Below are 20,804 nucleotides of genomic sequence, written 5' to 3'. Positions count from 1 at the left end.
CGGTAGGAAAATGCCTACACCGGCCGTTATACGGGGCGTGCGAGCTGCTCGGGGCGGGACCAGATCCACAGGTTGCCCAGGCTCATCCCGGCAATCGCCAGGTACACCGGCCAGCCGTGATCGAGCATCACCAGCATCAGCACGGCGCACAGCAACATGCTCACCGTGGCGCTGACCTTGGCGCGGCGGGCGATGATCTTGCCATTGCGCCAGTTGGACAGGATCGGCCCGAACAGGCGATGGTTTTCCAGCCAGGCGCTGAGGCGCGGCGAGCTTTTGGTGGCGGCCCAGGCGGCGAGCAAGATGAATTCGGTGGTGGGCAACCCCGGTATGACAATCGCCACCAAGCCGATCCCCAGGCTCACGTAGGCCAGCAGGCCAAAGAGGACTTGGGCGATTTTGGAGGAGGATTGGGGTTTGCCGGTCATGCTGCAGTTTTCTGGTGGGAAGGTTTACACATTATCAGCCATGAAATGCACCCAAGTGTGGGAGCTGGCTTGCCTGCGATGGCGGTGTATCAGGTTAAATATCTGGAGCTGACCCACCGCCATCGCAGGCAAGCCAGCTCCCACATTGAACCGCTGATTACCAGAACACTTACGCCAGTTCTGGGGCGCTAGCGTACGCCTGTTCCAGCAACACGGTGAAGCGCACAAACGCATCAATCGCGCCTTTTTCCACGGCAGCTTCTTCTTCGGCACTGAATGCCAGGCCGTCGAGGGTGCGGGTGAAGCTTTTCCAGCCTTCGGCGCGGCCACCGGCCGGCTCGCCCAGGTGGCGGGCACCGAAGGTTTCGCTCAGGCCCAGGCCCACGGCGCGCTTGATCAGGAACGCAGCGCCCAGCTTGGAGCCTTCGGAGACGAACAGCCAGCCCAAAGCTTCGGCTTTGCTGGGGTTGTTCACCGCGCCGGCAACCGGGGCCGGGATTTCGGTGTCCAGGTCTGCCAGGTCGAGCTTGGCCGCTTCGGCGCGGCAGCGGGCGGCCAGGTCAGGGATGATCTGGTTCAACTCGGCATCGTTGTACAAGGCCACCAGTTCCGATTGGAACAGGTACTGGGCCACCACGAAACGGGCGAAGTTGGCTTGGGTTTCGAACGGCGCGTGAGCTTTCACCAAGGCGTCGAGCTTGGTGTGCGGCGCGTTGGTGATCTGGTTCAGGCGTTGGGAGCGCAGGCTTGGGCGTTCTGCGGTGGAAGAAGCGGTCATGAAAAAAGTCCTTGAGAAGAGAAGCGCCTGGGTGCCCTGAAGAGAGCTGTTATCAACTAGACGAACAAGAAGACGCGGCACAGTAAAAAATCCTCACCTCGCCGCGGCTGCAAGGGCGGCGAGGTGAGGCGGATGGGTCAGATGTCCCAGATCACGTTGATCGCAAAGTTGCGACCGGGCTGGGTCAGGCGGTCGAGGTTAGCCGGGCCGGTCACACCGGCTTCGCCGACGCTGTCGTAGCTGCGCACGTCATCCCAGTTCCAGTACTTCTTGTCGGTGAGGTTGTAGAGACCGCCGTTGACGGTCACGTCTTTGCTCACTTTGTAGTAAGCGGTCAGGTCGAGGATGCCGAAGCCCGGGGTCTTGAACGGGCCGTCGGTGCCGCCGTCGGGCGCGTGGAAGGTGGTGCTGTCGACGCGGTTCTGTTTTTTCACCACGGTCCAGCTCACCAGGCCACCGTAGTTGTCCTGGTCGTAGCCCAGGCCAAACACGCCCTTGAGCGGGTTGACGCTGTTCAACGGCTCGCCATTGTCGTCGTTGCGACCGTAGGTGTAGGCAACCGAGCCTTGGGTATACAGACCCTTCGGCGCGCCGAAGGTATCCAGGTTCAGGCGGCCCTTGGCTTCCACGCCCTTGATGGTGGCGCGCTTGATGTTGACCGCCTGGAACTGCTCCACGGTGCCGCCGACCACGGCGTTGTCTTCGTCGATAAAGTCGCGGTACTTGTTGTAGTACACCGCAATATCGAAAGAGCCTTCGTCGAATTTGCCGCGAATCCCGGTTTCGATGCCTTTGCTGGTTTCCGGCTTGAGGTCGGGGTTGGGTTCGACGGTGTAGCCCAGGTTGAGGTTTTCGAAGCGACCGTACAGTGCTTTGGCAGACGGCGTGCGGAAGCCCTCGGCGTATTGGCCGAACCAGGTGTAGTTGTCGGTCAGGGCATAGGTGAGGCCGAACTTGGGTGTGACGCGGTTCCAGGTCTTGTCTTTGCCATCGACGGCATAGGCGCCGGTCGGGTTGACGGTGTTGAGGAATTCCTGGGTCAGCTTGGGCTTGAGCCGGGTGTAGTCATAACGCACGGCGGGCAGGAAGGTCCATTTGTCCCAGGTGATCTGGTCCTGGGCGAACAGCGAGTAGGTGTTGATGGTCGGGTCGGGGAAGTCGCTGGCCTTTTTCACGCTGTCGCTGGCTGATGGGCTGGGCGCGCCGATGGCGGTGCAGCCGGCGCCAATGGCCAGGCACGAGGCCGAGCCTTCGCGTGAGCCGGTGACTTTCTGCTGCTTGAGGGTGGTGCCGTAGGTCACTTGGTGGTCGGTTTCGCCGAGGCTGAATGCTTTGTCCAGTTGCGCGTCGAAGACCCACTGTTTTTCTTCGTAAAGGGTGTCGCGGGTACGCAAGACGCGACGGCCGGCCTGGTAGATTTCGGCGGTGGTCTGGTCGGTCTTGGCGATCTGGTAGTTGAGGCTGGTCTTGATGCGGTCGGCAATCGGCGACTCCAGGGCGAAGGTGTTTTCCAGGCCGAAGCGCTCGCGGGTAATGGTGTCGTTACCGCGACGGTCGCGGTACAGGTTCATGCCCCGACCACCGATGAACGGGCCGCCCACTGCGTTTTCCAGATTGACGTCGCGGTCATCCTTGAACTTCTCGTAGGTCAGGCCCAGGCGGTTGTCATCGCCATAGTTCCAGCCCAGCTTGGCCAGCACGTTGGTGGTGCGCGCATCTTCCGGGTTGGCGCCGGTACGGGCCAGGCCGGTGGCGTTGTTGCCATCGTAGGATTCGGTTTCGTGGCCATTGCGCTGGCTCAGGTGCAGCAAACCGTCGAAGTCTTGCACACGCCCGGCGAAGGTGCCGGAGGTCAGCCAGCTCTCGTCGGCTGAGCTGTAGCCGGTCTTCAGGCGGGCGCCGACGTCCTGGCCTGGCTTGATGATGTCATCCGGGTCGAGGGTGAAATAACTCACCGCGCCGCCGATGGCGCTGCTGCCGTACAGGGCCGAGGCCGGGCCGCGCAGGATCTCCACGCGCTTGACGATTTCCGGGTCGACGTAATTGCGGCGGGTCTTGGCGTAAGGGCCGTTGAAGAAATTGTCCGGCACTTCGACGCCATCCACCTGGGTGAGGACGCGGTCGCCGTCGATGCCACGAATGTTGTAGCCCGCGTTACCCGAGCGCGTACCGGCGCCGCCGACGGAGACGCCGGGTTCGTAGCGCACCAGTTCACGGATGTTGTTGACGTGCTGGCGGTCCAGTTCTGCGCGGTCGTGCACGCTGACGGTGCTCGGTACACTGTTCACATCCTGTTCATTGCGGGTGGCGCTGATGGTCACCTGTTGCAGGGCGAGGGCGCTGCCGGCGCTACGTTTTTCCAGCACGATGTTGTTGGTGCCCAGTTTGCGATAGCTCAGGTTGGTCCCCACCAACAGCCGCTCCAGGGCTTTTTCCGCTGGCAGCGGGCCGCGCACGCCAGGGGACGACACGCCCTGGCCCAGTTCGGCCGGCAGGCCCACTTGCCAGCCGGTCACTGCGGTGAAGGCGTTGAGTGCCGACACCAGTGGCTGCTGTTCGATGCTGAACGTGTAATTGGCGTGGCTGCGAGCGGCAGGTTCCGCGGCGGTGGCGCTCATGACGGGCGCACCAGCCAGCAGGATCGCGGCGGTCAGCAAGGACAAAACGGGCGAAGCAGACCGGCGGTTGAAACGAGAGGACATCGAGAGCGCTCCGGGATACGAATCTTATAGTTGCGAACCGAACCAAATAGGAATCAGTTGCATTGGCTATAACGAGACGTATCGCCGGTTAATATCGAGTAAAAATAATTCTCATTTAGTTCAGGATCACCAGCGCCGGGTACTCCGACAGCTTGGCCGAGGTGATGTGAGCCAGAGAGCGCACCACGTCCAGGGGCTGGTCGAGGCGGTAGTTGCCGGTGACGGCGACGCTGGCCAACTGCTCGTTGTTGTTGACGATCCAGCCGGGGTAATAGCGGCGCAGCTCAGCCAGCACTTCGCTCAGCGGGCAGTTTTCGAATACCAGCCGGCCCTGCACCCAGGCCAGATCCTTGCTGGGGTCGAGCTTGGCCGGTTGGCCGAAACCCTTGGGGCCGATACGGATGCTTTCACCGGCGCTCAGGCGCACGCGGGCATCGTCGAACGTGTTGCTCAGGTCGACATCGCCGCGCTGCACTTGAACCTGGGCTTCGCCATTGAGGTAGCGCACGGCAAAGGCGGTGTCGCGCACGCTGGCGCGCACCGGGCCCGCGTCGATCTCCAGCGGCAGGCCACGGGTGGGCGCTATTTCAAAGTACGCTTCGCCCTGGTAGAGGCGGGCAATGCGCTGATGGTCCTTGATGGTGCTGGAAAACGCCGAATTGGTGTTCAGCAGCACCTTGGAGCCATCGTCCAGTTGCAGGCGCTGGCGCTCGCCCACCACCGTCAGATGGTCGGCCTGCAAACGCACCGGCAGGTTGCTGAAACTGAACAGGCCGACCAGTAACACGGCGGCGGTGGCCAGGGGTTTCCAGTGCGGTCTGATCCGGCGCCAGCCGCTGGGCTTGCGCGGTGCGGCGAGGGCCACGGCGGCGCTGTGTACCGGCGCGTCACCCCAGGCGGCCTGGGCCTTGCTGAAGGCGTGGACATGCGCCGGGTCCTGGGCCAGCCAGGCGTCGAACGCGGCCTGCTGCCCAGGTTGCGGGCACTGCAAGGCGATCAGCCAATCGAGGGCTTGGTCCATGGCCGCGTCTTGCAACACCTCATGAGCCAACGCATGGGGGCGCAGTTTATTCGGGTCCGTCACGGTGTTCCTCGGGTCTTCGCCACGTTTTATTCATTTTTCCTACAGCTTGGATCGACACCTCTGTCGGGTGAAGCTTAAGGCTGATCCAGCCGTTCGGCCACACCCACACAGATAGCCATGATCAATTTGAGTTCCTTTTGCACTGTGCTCAAGGACACGCCCAATTGATCGGCAATCTCTTGGTAGCTGCAACCGTGCAGGCGGCTGAGGATGAAAATCCGCTGCTGGCGGGCGCTCAACTGGCCGAGGCTGACACTCAGGTGCTCCAGCAGCTGCTCTGCCTGGGTAGCTTCCTCCGGCGTGCTGGCCGGCGCGGCGACGCTTTGCAGGACATCCAGCGGGACATCCTCCTGCAGGGTACGCGCCTGAATCCTGCGCGAACGCAAGTGATCCAGCGCCAGGTTGCGGGCTGTCTGGTAGACAAAGGGTTCAAGGTGGTCGATTGGCCGCTCGCTCAGGGCCCGAGTCACGCGCAGGTAGGTTTCCTGCAACAGGTCCTCGGCAGTGCTGTGGTTATGCACCATGCGTTGCAGAGTTCGTAGCAGGATCACCCGTTGGGTGAGGAAGACGTGGTTGAAGCGAGATTGGCTCACAGTGATACCAGACCGATTTGCAGTGAATGATAATGCTTATCATCAACTGAAATGGCAAGTGGCTATTTCTGTGGATTGCCGCTCGTTCCCATGCTCTGCGTGGGAACACATCCTGTGACGCTCCGCGTCACAACTTTAAGAGCAGGACGCGGAGCGTCCAGGGTGGCATTCCCACGCAGAGCGTGGGAACGATCTGGTCGATCTTGTGGAGTTACTCGGCGTTACACAACGCCAGGCAGTTATCCAGCATACGGTTGGAGAAGCCCCACTCGTTGTCATACCACGCGAGCACTTTGAGCAATTTGCCGCTGACCTTGGTGTGATTAGCGTCGAAGATCGACGACAGCGGGTTATGGTTGAAGTCGCTGGAAACCAGCGGCAGGGTGTTGTAGCCGAGGATCTTCGAATGCTGGCTGGCGTGTTTGAGCAGGGCGTTGACTTCATCGGCCGTGGCTTCTTTCTTCAACTGCACGGTGAGGTCCACCAGCGACACGTTGATCACCGGAACACGCACCGCCATGCCGGTCAGCTTGCCTGCCAGTTCCGGCAGCACCAGGCCCACCGCTTCAGCGGCGCCGGTCTTGCTCGGGATCATGTTCTGGGTGGCCGAACGCGCGCGGTACGGGTCGGTGTGGTACACGTCGGTGAGGTTCTGGTCGTTGGTGTAGGCGTGAATAGTGGTCATCAGCCCGCTTTCGATGCCCATCTCGCGATGCAGCACCTGGGCGACCGGCGCCAGGCAGTTGGTGGTGCACGATGCGTTGGAAATGATCTGGTGGGATTGACGCAAAATGTCATGGTTTACCCCGTAGACCACAGTCGCGTCCGCGCCTTTGGCCGGGGCGGAGATGATCACCTTGCGCGCGCCAGCGCTAATATGCGCGGCAGCTTTGTCACGGTCGGTGAACAGGCCGGTGCATTCGAACACCACGTCAATCTTGTGCGCAGCCCACGGCAGGTCGGCGGGGTTGCGAATGGCACTCACGGCAATCCGGTCACCATTGACGGTCAGGCTTTCCTGATCGTGGGCAACCTCTGCGTCGAAAGTGCCGTGTACGGTGTCGTACTTGAGCAGATGGGCATTGATCGAACTGTCGCCCAAATCGTTGATGGCGACGATCTGCAGATCCTGGCGATAGCCTTGGGTATACAGTGCGCGCAGGACATTACGGCCGATACGGCCAAAACCATTGATTGCGATTCGAAGAGTCATCGGAAAGTGCCTGTCGTCGATTTGTTGTAAGAATTACAAGATTATTCGCATAAAAATAGAAAACAAGCCTTTTTAGTGGCAATATTTTGTTCAATCTACAACGAGTGACCTGAATCAACTGGTCCGATGATCCAAACGACCCCCTGCCATCCCATGAGCCGTGGGCGTTTGATCAGCATAGACTCTCAGGTCGCCACATCCGTTAGCCTGGAGTTCTATACATGCATCCCCGCGTTCTTGAGGTCACCGAACGGCTTATCGCCCGCAGCCGCGCCACCCGCGAGGCTTACCTTGCGCTCATTCGCGGCGCAGCCAGCGACGGTCCGATGCGCGGCAAGCTGCAATGCGCCAACTTCGCCCACGGCGTGGCCGGTTGCGGCACCGAAGACAAAAACAGCCTGCGCATGATGAATGCCGCCAACGTTGCAATTGTTTCTTCTTATAACGACATGCTCTCGGCGCATCAGCCCTACGAGCATTTCCCCGAACAAATCAAAAAGGCTCTGCGCGAAGTCGGCTCGGTCGGCCAGTTCGCCGGCGGCACCCCCGCCATGTGCGACGGCGTGACCCAGGGCGAGCCGGGCATGGAACTGAGCCTGCTCAGCCGTGAAGTCATTGCCATGTCCACGGCGGTAGCGCTGTCCCACAACATGTTCGACGCCGCGCTGATGCTGGGCATCTGCGACAAGATTGTTCCTGGCCTGATGATGGGCGCGCTGCGCTACGGCCACCTGCCGATGATTTTCGTGCCAGGCGGGCCGATGCCCTCGGGTATCTCCAACAAGCAGAAGGCCGACGTGCGCCAGCGCTATGCCGAAGGCAAGGCCAGCCGCGAAGAACTGCTGGAATCGGAGATGAAGTCCTACCACAGCCCCGGCACCTGCACTTTCTACGGCACCGCCAACACCAACCAGTTGCTGATGGAAGTCATGGGCCTGCACTTGCCTGGCGCTTCGTTCGTCAACCCGTACACGCCCCTGCGGGATGCGTTGACCCGTGAAGCTGCGCACCAGGTCACGCGTTTGACCAAGGCCAATGGCAACTTCACGCCGATTGGCGAGATTGTCGACGAGAAGTCCATCGTCAACTCCATCGTTGCGCTCAACGCCACTGGCGGCTCCACCAACCACACCCTGCACATGCCGGCCATTGCCATGTCGGCAGGCATCATCCTGACCTGGCAGGACATGGCCGACCTCTCCGAGGTGGTGCCGACCCTGTCCCACGTGTATCCAAATGGCAAGGCTGACATCAACCACTTCCAGGCGGCGGGCGGTATGTCGTTCCTGATCCGCGAACTGCTGGAAGCCGGCCTGCTCCACGAAGACGTCAACACCGTGGCCGGCAAGGGCCTGAGCCGCTATATCCAGGAACCTTTCCTGGTGGATGGCGAGCTGGTCTGGCGCGACGGCCCGATCGAAAGCCTCGACGAAACCATCCTGCGCCCGGTGGCCCGTGCGTTCTCGCCGGAAGGCGGCTTGCGCGTGATGGAAGGCAACCTTGGCCGTGGCGTGATGAAGGTTTCGGCGGTAGCGCCGGAGCATCAGGTTGTCGAAGCGCCCGCGGTGGTGTTCCAGGACCAGCAGGACCTGGCCGATGCCTTCAAGGCTGGCCTGTTGGAAAAAGACTTTGTCGCGGTGATGCGCTTCCAGGGGCCGCGCTCCAACGGCATGCCGGAACTGCACAAGATGACCCCGTTCCTGGGCGTGTTGCAGGACCGTGGTTTCAAGGTGGCGCTGGTGACAGATGGGCGAATGTCCGGCGCGTCGGGTAAGATCCCTGCCGCGATCCACGTCAACCCCGAAGCCCAGAGCGGCGGGCCGCTGGCGCGGGTCCAGGATGGCGATATCATCCGTGTGGATGGCGTTACCGGCACCCTGGAGCTTAAGGTGGACGCCGAAGTATTTGCAGCGCGCACGCCTGCCACGGGCCTGTTGGGCAATAACGTGGGAGCCGGTCGCGAGCTGTTTGCATTCATGCGCTTGGCCGCAAGCTCCGCAGAGCAGGGCGCCAGCGCCTTTACCTCTGCCTTGGAGACGCTTAAGTGAAGCTTGCGCTGGTCGGTGACATCGGGGGGACTAACGCCCGTTTTGCGTTATGGCGGGATCAGGAACTGCATTCGATCCGCGTGCATGCCACGGCGGATCACGGCAGCCCTGAAGAGGCGATCAAGGTCTATCTCAAAGAGGAAGGCCTGGAAATCGGCGACATCGGTGCGGTGTGCCTGTCGGTGGCCGGGCCGGTGAGCGGCGATGAATTCAAGTTCACCAACAACCACTGGCGCCTGAGCAAAACCGCGTTTTGCCAGGCCCTGCAGGTGGATGAACTGTTGCTGGTCAACGACTTCTCGGCCATGGCCCTGGGCATGACCCGGCTCAAGCCCGACGAATTCCGCGTGGTCTGCGAAGGCACGCCGGAGCCCTTGCGCCCGGCCGTGGTGATCGGCCCAGGTACGGGTCTTGGTGTCGGCACCTTGCTGGACCTCGGCGCAGGCCGTTGGGCAGCATTGCCGGGGGAGGGTGGGCATGTCGACCTGCCCCTGAGCAGCCCACGGGAAACCCAGCTGTGGCAACACATCTACAGCGAGATCGGGCATGTCAGCGCCGAAACCGCGTTAAGCGGTGGCGGCCTGCCACGGCTGTACCGGGCGATTTGTGCGGTGGATGGGCATGAGCCGGTGCTCGACACCCCCGAAGCCATCACGGCGGCGGGCCTGGCCGGCGATCCGGTGGCGATGGAAGTATTGGACCAGTTCAGCATCTGGCTGGGCCGGGTGGCGGGCAATAACGTCTTGACCACCGGTGGACGCGGTGGCGTGTACATCGTGGGTGGGGTGATACCGAGGTTTGCCGACTTCTTTATCGCCAGTGGTTTCGCCAAAAGCTTCGCGGATAAAGGCTGCATGAGCGACTACTTCAAAGGTATTCCAGTGTGGTTGGTGACGGCGCCGTATTCCGGGCTGACTGGGGCGGGTGTGGCGCTTGAGCAAGCTTTTGCATAGGTCATAATGGCGCCATCGCAGGCAAGCCAGCTCCCACAGTCCGGAATGCATTCCAAGTGTGGGAGCTGGCTTGCCTGCGATGACGGCCTAAAGCGCACCCGATGATTTAAGTCAGGCCATAACAACAAGGAGGCCCCCGTGAGCGTAATCAGTAAATCCATTCTCCTCGTCGACGACGACCAGGAAATCCGCGAATTGCTGCAAACCTACCTCAGTCGCGCCGGCTTCCAGGTCCGTGGCGTGTCCGACGGTGCGGGGTTCCGCCAGGCAATGAACGAGGCGCCGTGCGACCTGGTCATCCTCGATGTCATGTTGCCAGACGAAGACGGCTTCAGCCTGTGCCGCTGGATTCGCCAGCACCCGCGCCAGGCGCAGGTGCCGATCATCATGCTCACCGCCAGTTCCGACGAAGCCGACCGCGTGATCGGCCTGGAGCTGGGCGCCGATGACTATATCGGCAAACCATTCAGCCCCCGCGAGTTGCAGGCGCGTATCAAGGCACTGCTGCGCCGCTGCCAATTCGGCCAGGAGCGCAGCAGCGGCGGTGATGTGTGGGTGTTCGATGAATGGCGCCTGGATATGATCAGCCACCGCTTGTTTCATGTGGATGGTGAAGAGGTGATCCTCTCCGGTGCCGACTTCGCCTTGCTCAAGTTGTTTCTCGACCACCCGCAACAGATCCTCGACCGCGACACCATCGGCAACGCCACCCGTGGCCGCGACCTCATGCCCTTGGACCGTATCGTCGACATGGCCGTCAGCCGCTTGCGCCAGCGCCTGCGCGACACCGAGAAACCTCCGCGGCTGATCCGCACCGTGCGCGGCAGCGGCTATCAACTGGCAGCCAGCGTGGTTGCCGGCAATGCCCACTGAAGCGCTGAACGAACGCCGTCGCCGCTTCCCGGTACCCCGCTCGCTGCTGGGGCGCATGTTACTGCTGACCTTACTGGCGGTGCTGTTCGCCCAGGCGCTGTCCAGCGTGATCTGGGTGTCGCAATTGCGCGCCACCCAGCTTGAGGGCCTGGTGACCAGCGCCCGTAGTCTGGCGCATTCAATGACCGCCAGCGTGAGTTACTTCCGGTCGCTGCCGGTGGCCTATCGCCCGTTGGTGCTGGACCAATTGCGCAGTATGGGCGGCACGCGTTTTGTGGTGACCCTCAACGATCGCCCGCTGGACATGCAGCTATTGCCCGAAACCCCACGCAAGCAGGCGGTGCTGGTGGCAGTGGATGAAGTGCTGCGCCAGACCCTGGGTGCCGACGTGCATATCTCGGTGGAGTTCGTCAGCGCCGAAGACCTGCGCATCTTCAATGCCGGCCTGAAGCTCGACGAACTGCCACGCTCCTGGGCCCATTACGCGTTGACCCTGGAGCCGGTGAACCCGCCGGTGCTGGTCACCCAGATCCAACTGGCACCCGGTGAATGGCTGTACATCGCCTCGCTATTGCCCGAGCCCTACACCAGCCTGGAAGAGCAAGGCCTGCCGTCCCAGCAGGTGTGGTTCATCGTGCTCACCAGCGGTTTTCTGCTGCTGTTCATCGGCCTGCTGGTGCACTGGCAAAGCCGACCGCTCAAGCGCCTGGCGCGAGCGGCGCGGGACATGTCCCTGGGCGCCGATGTGGAGCCGGTGGCTGAAGGCGGCGGCAGTGAAGTGGTGGAAGTGGGCCGTGCGTTCAATGCCATGCGTGAACGCATCAGCCGTTACCTGACCGAGCGCAGCCAGTTGTTCAGCGCGATTTCCCATGACCTGCGCACACCCATTACCCGCCTGCGCCTGCGCGTGGAATTGTTGGAGGACGAGAACCTGCAAAACAAATTCGGCCGTGACCTGGATGAACTGGAATTGCTGGTCAAGGGCGCGTTGCAATGCGTGAAAGACACCGACATCCACGAAAACATCCAGCCGGTGGACCTCAACCACGTCCTCGAATGCCTGGTGGAGCCATACCTGGCACCCTATGGCAATGGCCGAGTGACCCTCGATGGCGCGGCGCTGTCAGCCTACCCAGGCAAGCCGCTGGCGCTCAAGCGTTGCATCGGCAACCTGATCGACAACGCGCTGAAGTACGGGCAGAACGCGCATTTGCATATCGAGGACGATGGCGCGCAGTTCATTCTGCATGTGGATGACGAGGGGCCTGGTGTGCCGCAGCAGCGGCTGGAACAGGTATTTGAACCGCACTTTCGACTGGCCGGCCAGCAGCAGGGTTACGGACTGGGGTTGGGCATTGCGCGCAATATTGCCCATAGCCATGGTGGCGAAGTGAGTTTGCAGAACCTGCGCGAAGGCGGCCTGCGCGTCACCCTGCAACTACCAAGAACCTTGGACTAACAAACACCTGAGATCAAATGTGGGAGCTGGCTTGCCGGCGATAGCGGTGGTTCAGTTGACTCATTAGTGACTGACACACCGCCATTGCAGGCAAGCCAGCTCCCACATGTTGCTCTGCGTACATCAGATGCTCTGGCGCAACCGGGCCAGGTCGCGCAGCGGCGGCGCACCGAACAACCGGCTGTACTCCCGGCTGAACTGGGACGGGCTTTCATACCCCACCCGATAGCCCGCCGCCGAGGCCTCCAGCCCTTCGGCAATCATCAGCCGCCGGGCTTCCTGCAAGCGCAGTTGCTTCTGGTATTGCAGCGGGCTCATGGCCGTGATCGCTTTGAAGCGATGGTGCAAGGTCGAGACGCTCAGGTTCACTTCCTTGGCCAGGTCGTCGATACGCAGCGGCTGTTCATAGTTGCCGTTCAGCCAGGTGATCGCCTGGCTCACCCGATGGCTCTGGCTGTTAGCCACAGCGATTTCATACAGGCGATAACCCTGCGGGCCACGCAGCAAGCGGTAGAGAATTTCACGGTTGATCAAGGGCGCGAGCATCGCGATGTCTTTAGGCGTGTCCAGCAAGCGGGTCAGGCGCAGCACCGCGTCGAGCAGTGCGTGATCGATGCGGTCGACGTACATGCCTCGTGAGGTCGGGCGCGAGGGCACGCCCATCGGCCCGGCCTCTGCGATCAGCGCGGTGAGCTGCGCCGGGTCGATATTGATACGCACCGAGAGGTTCGGGTCCTCGGCGGTGGCGTCAATAATGCGGCCGGCCACCGGCATCGCCACCGAGAACACCAGGTAGTTGAGCGGGTCGTAGGCAAAGATCTCGTCGGCCAGGCGCACTTCCTTACTGCCACTGGCTAGGATGCACAGCGCGGGTTCCACCAGCACCGGCATGAAATCCCGGGGCGCGTTGTGGCGGTTCAGGTACAGCGAGGTGATTGCCGTGCCGTAGGAGCCGTCCTCCCAGGTATGGCGGTGCACGATACTGGCCAGCTCGGCGCGTTGTTTCTCCATCTCGGCATCGAGGGGAACGGGCTTGGATTCGGGCGACGGCATGGGGCGTCCTCTACACGCGGCTTTGATGGGCTCAGCTTAGCGGCGGCTTTTCAAAAAGTGTTACGTCGATTCTGCAGCATCCTTGCCTGATCCTGCGAGATCGCGTGAATCAGGCAAGTACGCAGCCTGTCATCTGCCTGAAACATGGGGCCTGGGCCTGGAATAAATTCTGAGACCGAACGTCCTCCCTACGCTTCTCGCAGGATTGTGCAATAAGCCTGCAGGAATTGACTAACCGCGCTTACCGCCGCGCCGTTATCTTTGATCCTGTGGCAACACGCCCTCATTGTGCTTGCCGAGCATCACTTCTCAACGGGAGAGTCGAACATGTCCACCCCCATTCCCGCGAGCCATATGGCCTTTATCCGCGCCCGTAGCGGGTGCAGCACCGAACTCGGTGCACGCTTGAGCAGTTTGATCGAACCGGGTCGCCAGGCCCAGGGTTGCCTGCAATTCTCGTTGCAGCACTCCCAGGTCGACCCCGATGTATGGCTGGTATCCGGGTTCTGGAGCAGCGAACAGGCCATGAGCGCCTACTTCAACTCTCCGGCCCTGATGATCTTCACTGAGCTTCTGAACGACATGGTCGTGCGCAGCATGGACTTCCAGACCTTCACCGACGCATCGGCGGCACAGGCCTACGGCGAGTACCTGCAACTGGCCGGTTAACGGTTAGAATGGCCGACTTTCCATTGGCCAGGACTTGCAACATGGCACGTAAACAATTTGCCCACCACGAAGCCGTTTCCGCCGTAGTACCGGGCGAAGGTGGCTACAGCGCCGCCGTCGCCGTCAAGGCACTGGATGGCATGGGCGCACCCAGGTTTCACAAGATCCTTGATGGGCAGACGTTCAAGACAGCGTCCGATGCCGATGATGCGGCGACGTTGCAACTCGAGCATCTGGTCGATGTGGATGCAGAAGGTCAACTGACCTGGGCGACTGCTGAACGCTGAGGCAGCACACCTAACCAATGTGGGAGCTGGCTTGCCTGCGATAGCGGTGTATCAGTCACTCTTGGGTTAACTGACCCACCGCTATCGCAGGCAAGCCAGCTCCCACAGTTTTGATTGCATTGCAGTCAGGGTTTGGTGGCGCCTGGGCGGTACATCTTGAACAGCGCTTCTGGCCCCAGCTGGAAATAATCCGCCGGGCCACCCCCGCGTAAAATCGGCTCGGCGGCAGCGGTGTCGTAGATCCCGTCCTTGAGCAACCATTTGGCGATGTGCACCGCAACCACCTCGCCCAGCACCAGCCAGCTCGGCACCAACTGTTGGTCGGCACGTTGCAGCTGGATGATCTGCGTCACCTTGCACTCGAACGACACCGGGCTCTCGCCCACCCGTGGTACGCCAACGATTTTCGAAGCCACCGGCGTCAAGCCGGAGAGTTCGAATTCATTCACCTCGGGCGATACGGCCGCGCAACTCTGGTTCATCTGCTCGGCCAGCGGGCGGGTGGCCAGGTTCCAGACGAATTCGCCGGTCTGTTCGATATTGTTCAGGCTGTCTTTACGCCCGACACTGGAAAACCCAATGATCGGCGGAATGTAGTTGAATGCGTTGAAGAAACTGTAGGGCGCCAGGTTCAGGCGGCCTTCGCGGTCGTGCGAGGAGATCCAGCCAATCGGGCGTGGGCCGACGATCGCGTTGAACGGGTCATGGGGCAGGCCGTGGCCGTTGGCGGGTTCGTAAAAGTGGATGTCGTCAGGCATGGCCGGGGTTCCTGCTACGCGGTTTGGGAGGCGGTCATAGTGCAATTCATGGCGGTGAATTTCCATCGTGCCCATGGATTTTTCATACATCTGCCACCTATTTTTCACAGTTTCCCCTTCAGTCTGCGCCCAAGGTCAATACCCCCTATAAGACTGAGCCTTGGAGCTATCTACTGCATGAATAAACTTCCTCAGATCACCCTGGCGTTCTGGGTCATGAAAATCTGCGCAACTACCTTGGGCGAAACCGCCGGGGACTTGCTGTCGATGACCTTGAACGTTGGCTACGCCATCAGCTCCATGATCCTCATTAGCGTGTTCCTGGTGACCCTGGTGACGCAACTCTGGTCGAAAACCTACAACCCGGTGCTGTACTGGATCGTGATTTTGTCTACCAGTACTGCGGGTACCACGATGTCCGACTTCATGGACCGCACGCTGGGACTGGGCTACGCCACCGGGTCGATGATCCTGATCGTGATCCTGATGATCATCTTTGCATTGTGGCACCTCAGTGGTGACTCGCTGAACGTGAACAAGGTGCAGACCTTCCGAGGGGAGCTGTTTTACTGGATGGCGATCCTGTTCTCCAACACCTTGGGCACCGCATTGGGCGATTTCCTCGCGGACGATTCGGGGCTGGGCTTCGCCGGTGGCGCATTGTTGATCGGCTCAACCATCGCCGCGGTGGTGGTACTCAAGTACTTCACCCGCATCTCGTCGGTATTGTTGTTCTGGGTGGCGTTTGTACTGACACGGCCGTTTGGCGCGACCTTGGGGGATTTTCTGACCAAACCCCATGAAAAAGGCGGCTTGGATTTCGGCACCATCGGTTCATCCGCGGTATTGGCTGCGGTGCTGGTGGTGATGATTGCTGGCGCGTCGTATGCGCAGCGGCGCTATGGGCGCAATGAGGCCGCAGAGTTGTCCTAACGCTAAATGAGGGAGCGGGCTTGCTGTGGCGAGGGAGCTTGCTCCCGTTCGACAGCGTAGCTGGAGCCAGCTTTTTGGGGGCGCTTCGCACCCCAGCGCAAGCAAGCTTGCTCGCCACAGCAAGCCCGCTCCCACATTTTTTAGTCGGTGGTGATGCGTGAGTGTTTACGCGTGTCTTTCATGGTCACGTAGACCATCAACGACACGGCGATACACGCGGTCACGTACCAGTAGTAGCCCGTTTCCATACCGATGCTCTTGAACCACAGCGCGATGTATTCAGCGGTACCGCCGAAGATCGACACGGTCAGGGCATACGGCAGGCCCACGCCCAGTGCGCGGATTTCGGTCGGGAACAGCTCGGCCTTCACCACGGCGTTGATCGAGGTGTAGCCGCTGACGATGATCAGCGCCGCCATGATCAGGAAGAACGCGCCCCACCAGCTCTGGATGGTGTGCAGGGTGGTGAGGATCGGCACGGTGAACAGGGTGCCAAGCACGCCGAAGGCGATCAGGATCGGGCGGCGGCCGATTTTATCCGACAGCCCGCCGATGATCGGTTGCAGGCACATGAACAGAAACAGCGTCGCCGCCGAGATGGTGGTGGAGTCGGAGATGCTCATGCCGACCGTGTTCACCAGGTATTTCTGCATGTAGGTGGTGTAGGTGTAGAACGCCAGGGTGCCGCCCATGGTCAGGCCGACCACGGTCATCAGTTCCTTGGGGTGACGCATCAAGGTGCGCATTGCGCTTTCCTTGGCTTTTTCTTTCTTGGTGAACGACTCGGTTTCTTCCATGCCGCGACGCAGGTACAGCGCGACCACTGCGCACAGGGCGCCGATGGCGAACGGGATGCGCCAGCCCCAGGCGTACAGTTGTTCGGTAGTCAGCACCTGTTGCAGCACGATCAGCACCGCCAGCGCGATGAGCTGGCCGGAGATCAGGGTCACGTACTGGAAGCTTGAGTAGAACCCGCGACGTTCCTTGGTGGCCATCTCACTGAGATAGGTGGCAGAGGTGCCGTATTCGCCGCCGACCGACAGGCCCTGCAGCAGGCGGGCAAACACCAGCAGGATCGGCGCACCGATACCAATGATTTCATAGCCTGGGCTCAGGGCAATCAGCAGCGAGCCGAAGCACATCAGGTACACCGAGGCCATCAAGGCTTTTTTACGCCCGACTTTGTCGGCGTAGAGGCCCATCAGCCAGCCACCGATCGGGCGCATCAGGAAGCCCACGGCGAAGATCGCGGCGGTGTTGAGCAGTTGGGCAGTGGTGTCGCCTTTGGGGAAGAAGGCTTTGGCGAAGTACAGCGAGAAGGCGGCGTAGACGTACCAGTCGTACCATTCGACCATGTTGCCGACCGATCCGCTGAAGATCGACTTGATGCGGCTGGAGGTGGTGCGCTCCTGCGCTTTTGCGGCCGTCGATCCCAGAGGCACGGTGTTGGAGTTATCCATTGAAGGATCCTTCATCTAGTTGTTTTTATGGAGCGGCGCGTGCGCAGCCTGTTGGGGCTATAGCAGGAGCTGTGCCAGGTAGAGGAAGGCCCGCAATAGAAGGGTTGCGGGATTTTATTGAGCGGAAAGTCGCTGATGGTTTTGGGGTGGTGAGCGGAAATCCGCTTATGGCTGCCGACGCCATCGCAGGCAAGCCAGCTCCCACACCTGCTGTGTTCACAGACCAAAATGTGGGAGCGGGCTTGCCCGCGATGGTGATCCAAATATCGCTACACAAACATCTCCCTTACCAACCCATGCCGCTGCATCTTCTCATTGAAGGTACGGCGCGGCAGTTGCAACTCGGCCAGCACCGCCTTGATATCGCCCTTGTGACGCGTCAACGCGGCCTTCAGGCAGTGTGCCTCGAACGCTTCTTGCTGCGCTGCTAACGACTGCCCGGCCTCGATCCCTTGCGGTTCCGGCTCGTCCAGCCCCAACACCTGGCGCTCGGCGACGTTGGCCAGTTCGCGCACATTGCCCGGCCAGTCATGGCTGAGCAGGCGCCCCAACTGTGGCCCACTCAAGGGCTCGACCTGGCGGCCCAGACGCTCGGCGGCGCTTTGCGCAAAATGCTCGTACAGCAGCGGAATATCTTCGCGACGTTCACGCAATGGCGGCAGGCGCAGTTGCGCGACGTTGAGCCGATAGGCCAGGTCTTCGCGAAAGCGCCCGGCACGGGCTTCTTCCAGCAGGTCGGGCTTGGTGGCAGCGATGATGCGCAGGTCCACTTGGATACTCTGGTTGGAGCCCAGTCGCTCCAGCTTCTGTTCCTGCAACACGCGCAGCAATTTCACTTGCTGGGCCAGGGGCATGCTTTCGATTTCATCCAGGAACAAGGTGCCGCCGTGGGCATATTCCAGCTTGCCGATACGTTTGCCCTGGGCGCCGGTGAAAGCGCCGCTTTCATGTCCGAACAGTTCGGCTTCGAACAACTGCTCGGGGATTGCCGCGCAATTGAGGGCCACGAACGGCTTCTTTGCGCGTGGGCCGAAGTCGTGCAGGCAGCGGGCGACCAACTCCTTGCCGCTGCCGGTTTCACCGCGAATCAGCACATTGACCGGCAAACTCGCCAGGTCCAGCACTTGGCGGCGCAAGCTTTGAAGGCCCTTGGACACACCCAGCAGGCTGGACTCCAACTGCGCGCGATGATCGGCCTGTTGATGCAGGCGGCGGTTTTCCAGGATCAGGCCACGCTTGTCCAACGCCCGGCGCAGGCTGTTGAGCAAGGCGTCGGGGCTGAAGGGTTTTTCCAGGAAGTCGTAGGCGCCGTCGCGCATGGCTTCGACGGCCATTGGCACGTCGCCATGGCCGGTGAGCAAAATCACCGGCAAATCGGCATCGCGGCGCTGCACCTCGGCCAACAGTTCAAGGCCGCTGAGCCCTGGCATGCGCACGTCGCTCAGAATCACCCCGGCAAAGTCCTTGGGCAGTTGCGCCAGGCACTCTTCGGCGCGGCTGAACAGCTGCACGTCAAACCCCGACAGGCTCAGCCATTGCTCGACGGCCGTGCGAATACTGGCTTCGTCATCGACCACAATCACCGCGTTCAACATAGGTCTGGCGTCTCCAGGGCGATAGGCAGGGTCAAGGTGAAAGTCGCGCCATCGCCACGGTTGGCGGCACTCAGGCGTCCGCCCAGTTCATGCACGATAGCGTAGGACACCGCGAGTCCCAAACCGAGCCCGTCGCCCACCGGTTTGGTGGTGAAAAACGGGTCGAACACGCTGCTCAAATGTTCTTCGGCAATCCCGCCGCCGCTGTCGCAGACGCTCAACTGCCACAGCTGCTGATCGGCGTGCAGGCGGATTTCCAGGCGCTTGCGCGGTTTGTCGGCCATGGCGTCGAGGGCGTTGCGCAACAGGTTGATCAGCACCTGTTCCAGGCGGATCGCGTCGCCACGTACCCAGGCCGGGCGGGTGAGGTCCAGCACCACACCGATGGCTTCGTCACGCAGGCGCGCGTCGAGCAGTTGCAAGGATTGGTCGACCACCGTCGCCAGGTCCAGCTTTTCGCGCAGGCCACTGGGGCTCTTGCGCGCGAACGTCTTGAGGTGGCCGGTGAGCGCGGCCATGCGCGTGAGCATGTCATCCAATGGCGTGAGCGCCTTGTAGGCATCGTCCACGCGACCATGGTCGAGCAGCAGCCGCAGCGTCGCCAGTTGCATGCGCTGGGCGGTCAGCGGCTGGTTGATTTCATGGGCGAGGGCGGCCGACATCTGCCCCAATGCCGCCAGCTTGGCCGACTGCACCAGGCCATCCTGGGCGGTGCGCAGCGCCTGGGTGCGTTCTTCGACCAATTGCTCCAGTTCTTCACGGCTGCGCTGGCGCAAGCGGGCCAGGCGCCAGCGCTGGCTGAGGAACAGCACCAGGAACACCAATGCCAGCCACGAACCCGCAGCGGCAAGGCCCGCGTTACGTTGGTCTTCAAAGGCAAACTGGGGTTTGCGCAACAGGTGCAGGGTCCAACCTTCGCGCTTGAGCGGCAGCGACTCCCAGATGTAATTGGCGTTGCCGTCGGGGCCGCCGACGCGAATCAAGTGGCTGTTTTCGTCAAAGCGTTGCAGGGGCTGGGTGTCCAGCGGCTGCAGTTGCTTCTTGTCGTATTGGCGGGTGGCCTTGAGTTCAGCCAGGTCATTTTCGGACAACGGCCGCAGGTTGCGATAACGCCAGCCCGGCTGGTTGGCGATAAACACGATGCCCCGCGCATCGCTGACCAACAGCAGGTCATTGCCCTGGGCCCACTCGCGCTCCAGCTCGGGGAACTCCAGCTTGACCACCATGGCGCCGAGGAACTGCTCGTGCTCATCCACGACCGCACTGGAAAGAAAGTAGCCCGGAATACCCGTGGTCACGCCCACTGCATAAAAGCGCCCGGTGCCCTGGCTCAAGGTCTGGCTGAAATACGGCCTGAACGCGTAGTTGTGGCCGACATAACTGCTGGGCAGGTTCCAGTTGCTGGCGGCCACGGCCAGGCCGGTGCGGTCCATCAGTTCCAGGGTCGAAGACTGCGCAGCGCCGTTGATGCGCTCCAGCTTGCGGTTGAGCCGGTCTTGCGTGGTGGCGTCCAGCGGGCCCTTCAAGGCGCTGATCATCTCCGAATCCAGCGCCAGCACTGCGGGCAGGGCACGGTAGCGTTCGATCAGGGTGTGCAGCGAGTTGGCATACAGCGCGAGCTGCTGATTGGCACGGGCGGCGTCGTCCACCAAGGCCTGGTGTTCGGCATGGCGCGTGGCCAAGGCGGCAGCCAGCACCGCACCGGCGATGATCAACAGAGAATAGAAGGTCAGGCGCAGGGGGCGAGGGATCACGATCATACGATGATGAACAGGCACGGTAAGGGGCGAGCACCATAGCATGGGCAGCTCATATCTTGTGACCAAGGAGCTTGTGGGGGAGCTGGCTTGCCTGCGATGACGGCCTGACAGCCGACATCTATCTACCTGACACCCCACGATCCAACTGTGGGAGCTGG

Annotated in this window: 18 protein-coding genes; 7 read left to right on the top strand and 11 right to left on the bottom strand. The window is 61.4% G+C overall.

The genetic code is table 11. The features are described from left to right. Positions 1–26: 26 nt before the first annotated feature. The 6 genes from RHM69_RS14650 to gap form a co-directional block, all read right to left on the bottom strand. Positions 27–428, bottom strand: coding sequence for a YbaN family protein (locus RHM69_RS14650; protein ID WP_014719757.1), 402 nt, complete (start codon positions 426–428; stop codon positions 27–29). A 169-nt stretch (positions 429–597) separates the two neighbouring features. Then, positions 598–1,206, bottom strand: coding sequence for a biliverdin-producing heme oxygenase (locus tag RHM69_RS14645; RefSeq protein ID WP_014719756.1), 609 nt, complete (start codon positions 1,204–1,206; stop codon positions 598–600). A 137-nt stretch (positions 1,207–1,343) separates the two neighbouring features. Further along, entirely contained in the window at positions 1,344–3,908 is a 2,565-nt protein-coding gene (locus RHM69_RS14640) for a TonB-dependent receptor (protein WP_200600722.1), read from the bottom strand. A 115-nt stretch (positions 3,909–4,023) separates the two neighbouring features. Continuing rightward, positions 4,024–4,992, bottom strand: a complete 969-nt coding sequence (locus RHM69_RS14635) for a FecR family protein (protein WP_019817338.1) — start codon at positions 4,990–4,992, stop codon at positions 4,024–4,026. Between the two features lie 74 nt (positions 4,993–5,066). Continuing rightward, positions 5,067–5,585 carry an RNA polymerase sigma factor gene (locus RHM69_RS14630; RefSeq protein ID WP_003193922.1) on the bottom strand — a complete coding sequence of 173 codons (519 nt, stop codon included), beginning with the start codon at positions 5,583–5,585 and terminating at the stop codon, positions 5,067–5,069. A 211-nt stretch (positions 5,586–5,796) separates the two neighbouring features. After that, complete coding sequence (gap, locus tag RHM69_RS14625; protein WP_014719753.1) at positions 5,797–6,798, bottom strand: type I glyceraldehyde-3-phosphate dehydrogenase; 1,002 nt, start codon at positions 6,796–6,798, stop codon at positions 5,797–5,799. A gap of 221 nt (positions 6,799–7,019) precedes the next feature. Between gap and edd the strand changes: the two genes are divergently transcribed. The 4 genes from edd (at position 7,020) to RHM69_RS14605 (ending at position 12,131) form a co-directional block, all read left to right on the top strand. Next, on the top strand, positions 7,020–8,846 hold the full coding sequence (gene edd, locus RHM69_RS14620) for a phosphogluconate dehydratase (RefSeq protein ID WP_014719752.1): 1,827 nt from the start codon (positions 7,020–7,022) through the stop codon (positions 8,844–8,846). Next, positions 8,843–9,799 (top strand): glucokinase, encoded by a 957-nt coding sequence (locus RHM69_RS14615; protein ID WP_014719751.1) that lies wholly within the window; start codon positions 8,843–8,845, stop codon positions 9,797–9,799. Before edd ends, RHM69_RS14615 begins: the two co-directional genes overlap by 4 nt. 138 nt (positions 9,800–9,937) lie before the next feature. Further along, positions 9,938–10,672: a response regulator gene (locus RHM69_RS14610; protein WP_003193918.1), complete on the top strand. Its 735-nt coding sequence runs from the start codon at positions 9,938–9,940 to the stop codon at positions 10,670–10,672. Then, entirely contained in the window at positions 10,662–12,131 is a 1,470-nt protein-coding gene (locus RHM69_RS14605; RefSeq protein ID WP_166405905.1) for an ATP-binding protein, read from the top strand. Before RHM69_RS14610 ends, RHM69_RS14605 begins: the two co-directional genes overlap by 11 nt. Positions 12,132–12,254: 123 nt before the next feature. Here RHM69_RS14605 and RHM69_RS14600 read toward each other — a convergent pair whose 3' ends face one another. Further along, on the bottom strand, positions 12,255–13,184 hold the full coding sequence (locus RHM69_RS14600; RefSeq protein ID WP_003193916.1) for an AraC family transcriptional regulator: 930 nt from the start codon (positions 13,182–13,184) through the stop codon (positions 12,255–12,257). 327 nt (positions 13,185–13,511) lie between these two features. Between RHM69_RS14600 and RHM69_RS14595 the strand changes: the two genes are divergently transcribed. Both RHM69_RS14595 and RHM69_RS14590 read left to right on the top strand, forming a co-directional pair. Next, the gene (locus RHM69_RS14595) at positions 13,512–13,853 is read left to right on the top strand and encodes an antibiotic biosynthesis monooxygenase family protein (RefSeq protein ID WP_003193915.1); all 342 of its coding nucleotides are present in this window, start codon (positions 13,512–13,514) and stop codon (positions 13,851–13,853) included. Positions 13,854–13,894: 41 nt separating this feature from the next. After that, on the top strand, positions 13,895–14,140 hold the full coding sequence (locus RHM69_RS14590; RefSeq protein WP_019817340.1) for a hypothetical protein: 246 nt from the start codon (positions 13,895–13,897) through the stop codon (positions 14,138–14,140). A 125-nt stretch (positions 14,141–14,265) separates the two neighbouring features. Here the strand turns inward: RHM69_RS14590 and RHM69_RS14585 are convergent, their stop codons facing one another. Further along, complete coding sequence (locus RHM69_RS14585; protein ID WP_014719748.1) at positions 14,266–14,898, bottom strand: flavin reductase family protein; 633 nt, start codon at positions 14,896–14,898, stop codon at positions 14,266–14,268. 177 nt (positions 14,899–15,075) lie between these two features. Between RHM69_RS14585 and RHM69_RS14580 the strand changes: the two genes are divergently transcribed. After that, a complete protein-coding gene (locus RHM69_RS14580) occupies positions 15,076–15,831 on the top strand; it encodes a hypothetical protein (RefSeq protein ID WP_019817341.1) in 756 nt (251 codons plus the stop codon). Positions 15,832–15,971: 140 nt separating this feature from the next. On the opposite strand, the gene RHM69_RS14575 is transcribed toward RHM69_RS14580, so the two are convergent. From RHM69_RS14575 to RHM69_RS14565, 3 genes are all read right to left on the bottom strand, one after another. After that, complete coding sequence (locus RHM69_RS14575) at positions 15,972–17,291, bottom strand: MFS transporter (RefSeq protein WP_014719746.1); 1,320 nt, start codon at positions 17,289–17,291, stop codon at positions 15,972–15,974. A 269-nt stretch (positions 17,292–17,560) separates the two neighbouring features. Next, complete coding sequence (locus RHM69_RS14570) at positions 17,561–18,886, bottom strand: sigma-54-dependent transcriptional regulator (RefSeq protein ID WP_003193910.1); 1,326 nt, start codon at positions 18,884–18,886, stop codon at positions 17,561–17,563. Further along, positions 18,880–20,646, bottom strand: coding sequence for an ATP-binding protein (locus tag RHM69_RS14565; RefSeq protein ID WP_106110971.1), 1,767 nt, complete (start codon positions 20,644–20,646; stop codon positions 18,880–18,882). The genes RHM69_RS14570 and RHM69_RS14565 overlap by 7 nt, the downstream gene beginning before the upstream one ends. Between the last annotated feature and the right edge of the window lie 158 nt (positions 20,647–20,804).

The sequence above is a fragment of the Pseudomonas sp. CCI1.1 genome, assembly GCF_034348165.1.
GTDB lineage: Bacteria > Pseudomonadota > Gammaproteobacteria > Pseudomonadales > Pseudomonadaceae > Aquipseudomonas > Aquipseudomonas paracarnis.
This window is presented reverse-complemented; position numbering and strand designations above follow the sequence as displayed.

Coding starts and splice junctions, on each gene's coding strand:
- RHM69_RS14650 (WP_014719757.1), bottom strand. CDS start 428: ATGACCGGCAAACCCCAATCCTCCTCCAAAATCGCCCAAGTCCTCTTT.
- RHM69_RS14645 (WP_014719756.1), bottom strand. CDS start 1,206: ATGACCGCTTCTTCCACCGCAGAACGCCCAAGCCTGCGCTCCCAACGC.
- RHM69_RS14640 (WP_200600722.1), bottom strand. CDS start 3,908: ATGTCCTCTCGTTTCAACCGCCGGTCTGCTTCGCCCGTTTTGTCCTTG.
- gap (WP_014719753.1), bottom strand. CDS start 6,798: ATGACTCTTCGAATCGCAATCAATGGTTTTGGCCGTATCGGCCGTAAT.
- edd (WP_014719752.1), top strand. CDS start 7,020: ATGCATCCCCGCGTTCTTGAGGTCACCGAACGGCTTATCGCCCGCAGC.
- RHM69_RS14605 (WP_166405905.1), top strand. CDS start 10,662: ATGCCCACTGAAGCGCTGAACGAACGCCGTCGCCGCTTCCCGGTACCC.
- RHM69_RS14600 (WP_003193916.1), bottom strand. CDS start 13,184: ATGCCGTCGCCCGAATCCAAGCCCGTTCCCCTCGATGCCGAGATGGAG.
- RHM69_RS14595 (WP_003193915.1), top strand. CDS start 13,512: ATGTCCACCCCCATTCCCGCGAGCCATATGGCCTTTATCCGCGCCCGT.
- RHM69_RS14590 (WP_019817340.1), top strand. CDS start 13,895: ATGGCACGTAAACAATTTGCCCACCACGAAGCCGTTTCCGCCGTAGTA.
- RHM69_RS14585 (WP_014719748.1), bottom strand. CDS start 14,898: ATGCCTGACGACATCCACTTTTACGAACCCGCCAACGGCCACGGCCTG.
- RHM69_RS14580 (WP_019817341.1), top strand. CDS start 15,076: ATGAATAAACTTCCTCAGATCACCCTGGCGTTCTGGGTCATGAAAATC.
- RHM69_RS14575 (WP_014719746.1), bottom strand. CDS start 17,291: ATGGATAACTCCAACACCGTGCCTCTGGGATCGACGGCCGCAAAAGCG.
- RHM69_RS14570 (WP_003193910.1), bottom strand. CDS start 18,886: ATGTTGAACGCGGTGATTGTGGTCGATGACGAAGCCAGTATTCGCACG.
- RHM69_RS14565 (WP_106110971.1), bottom strand. CDS start 20,646: ATGATCGTGATCCCTCGCCCCCTGCGCCTGACCTTCTATTCTCTGTTG.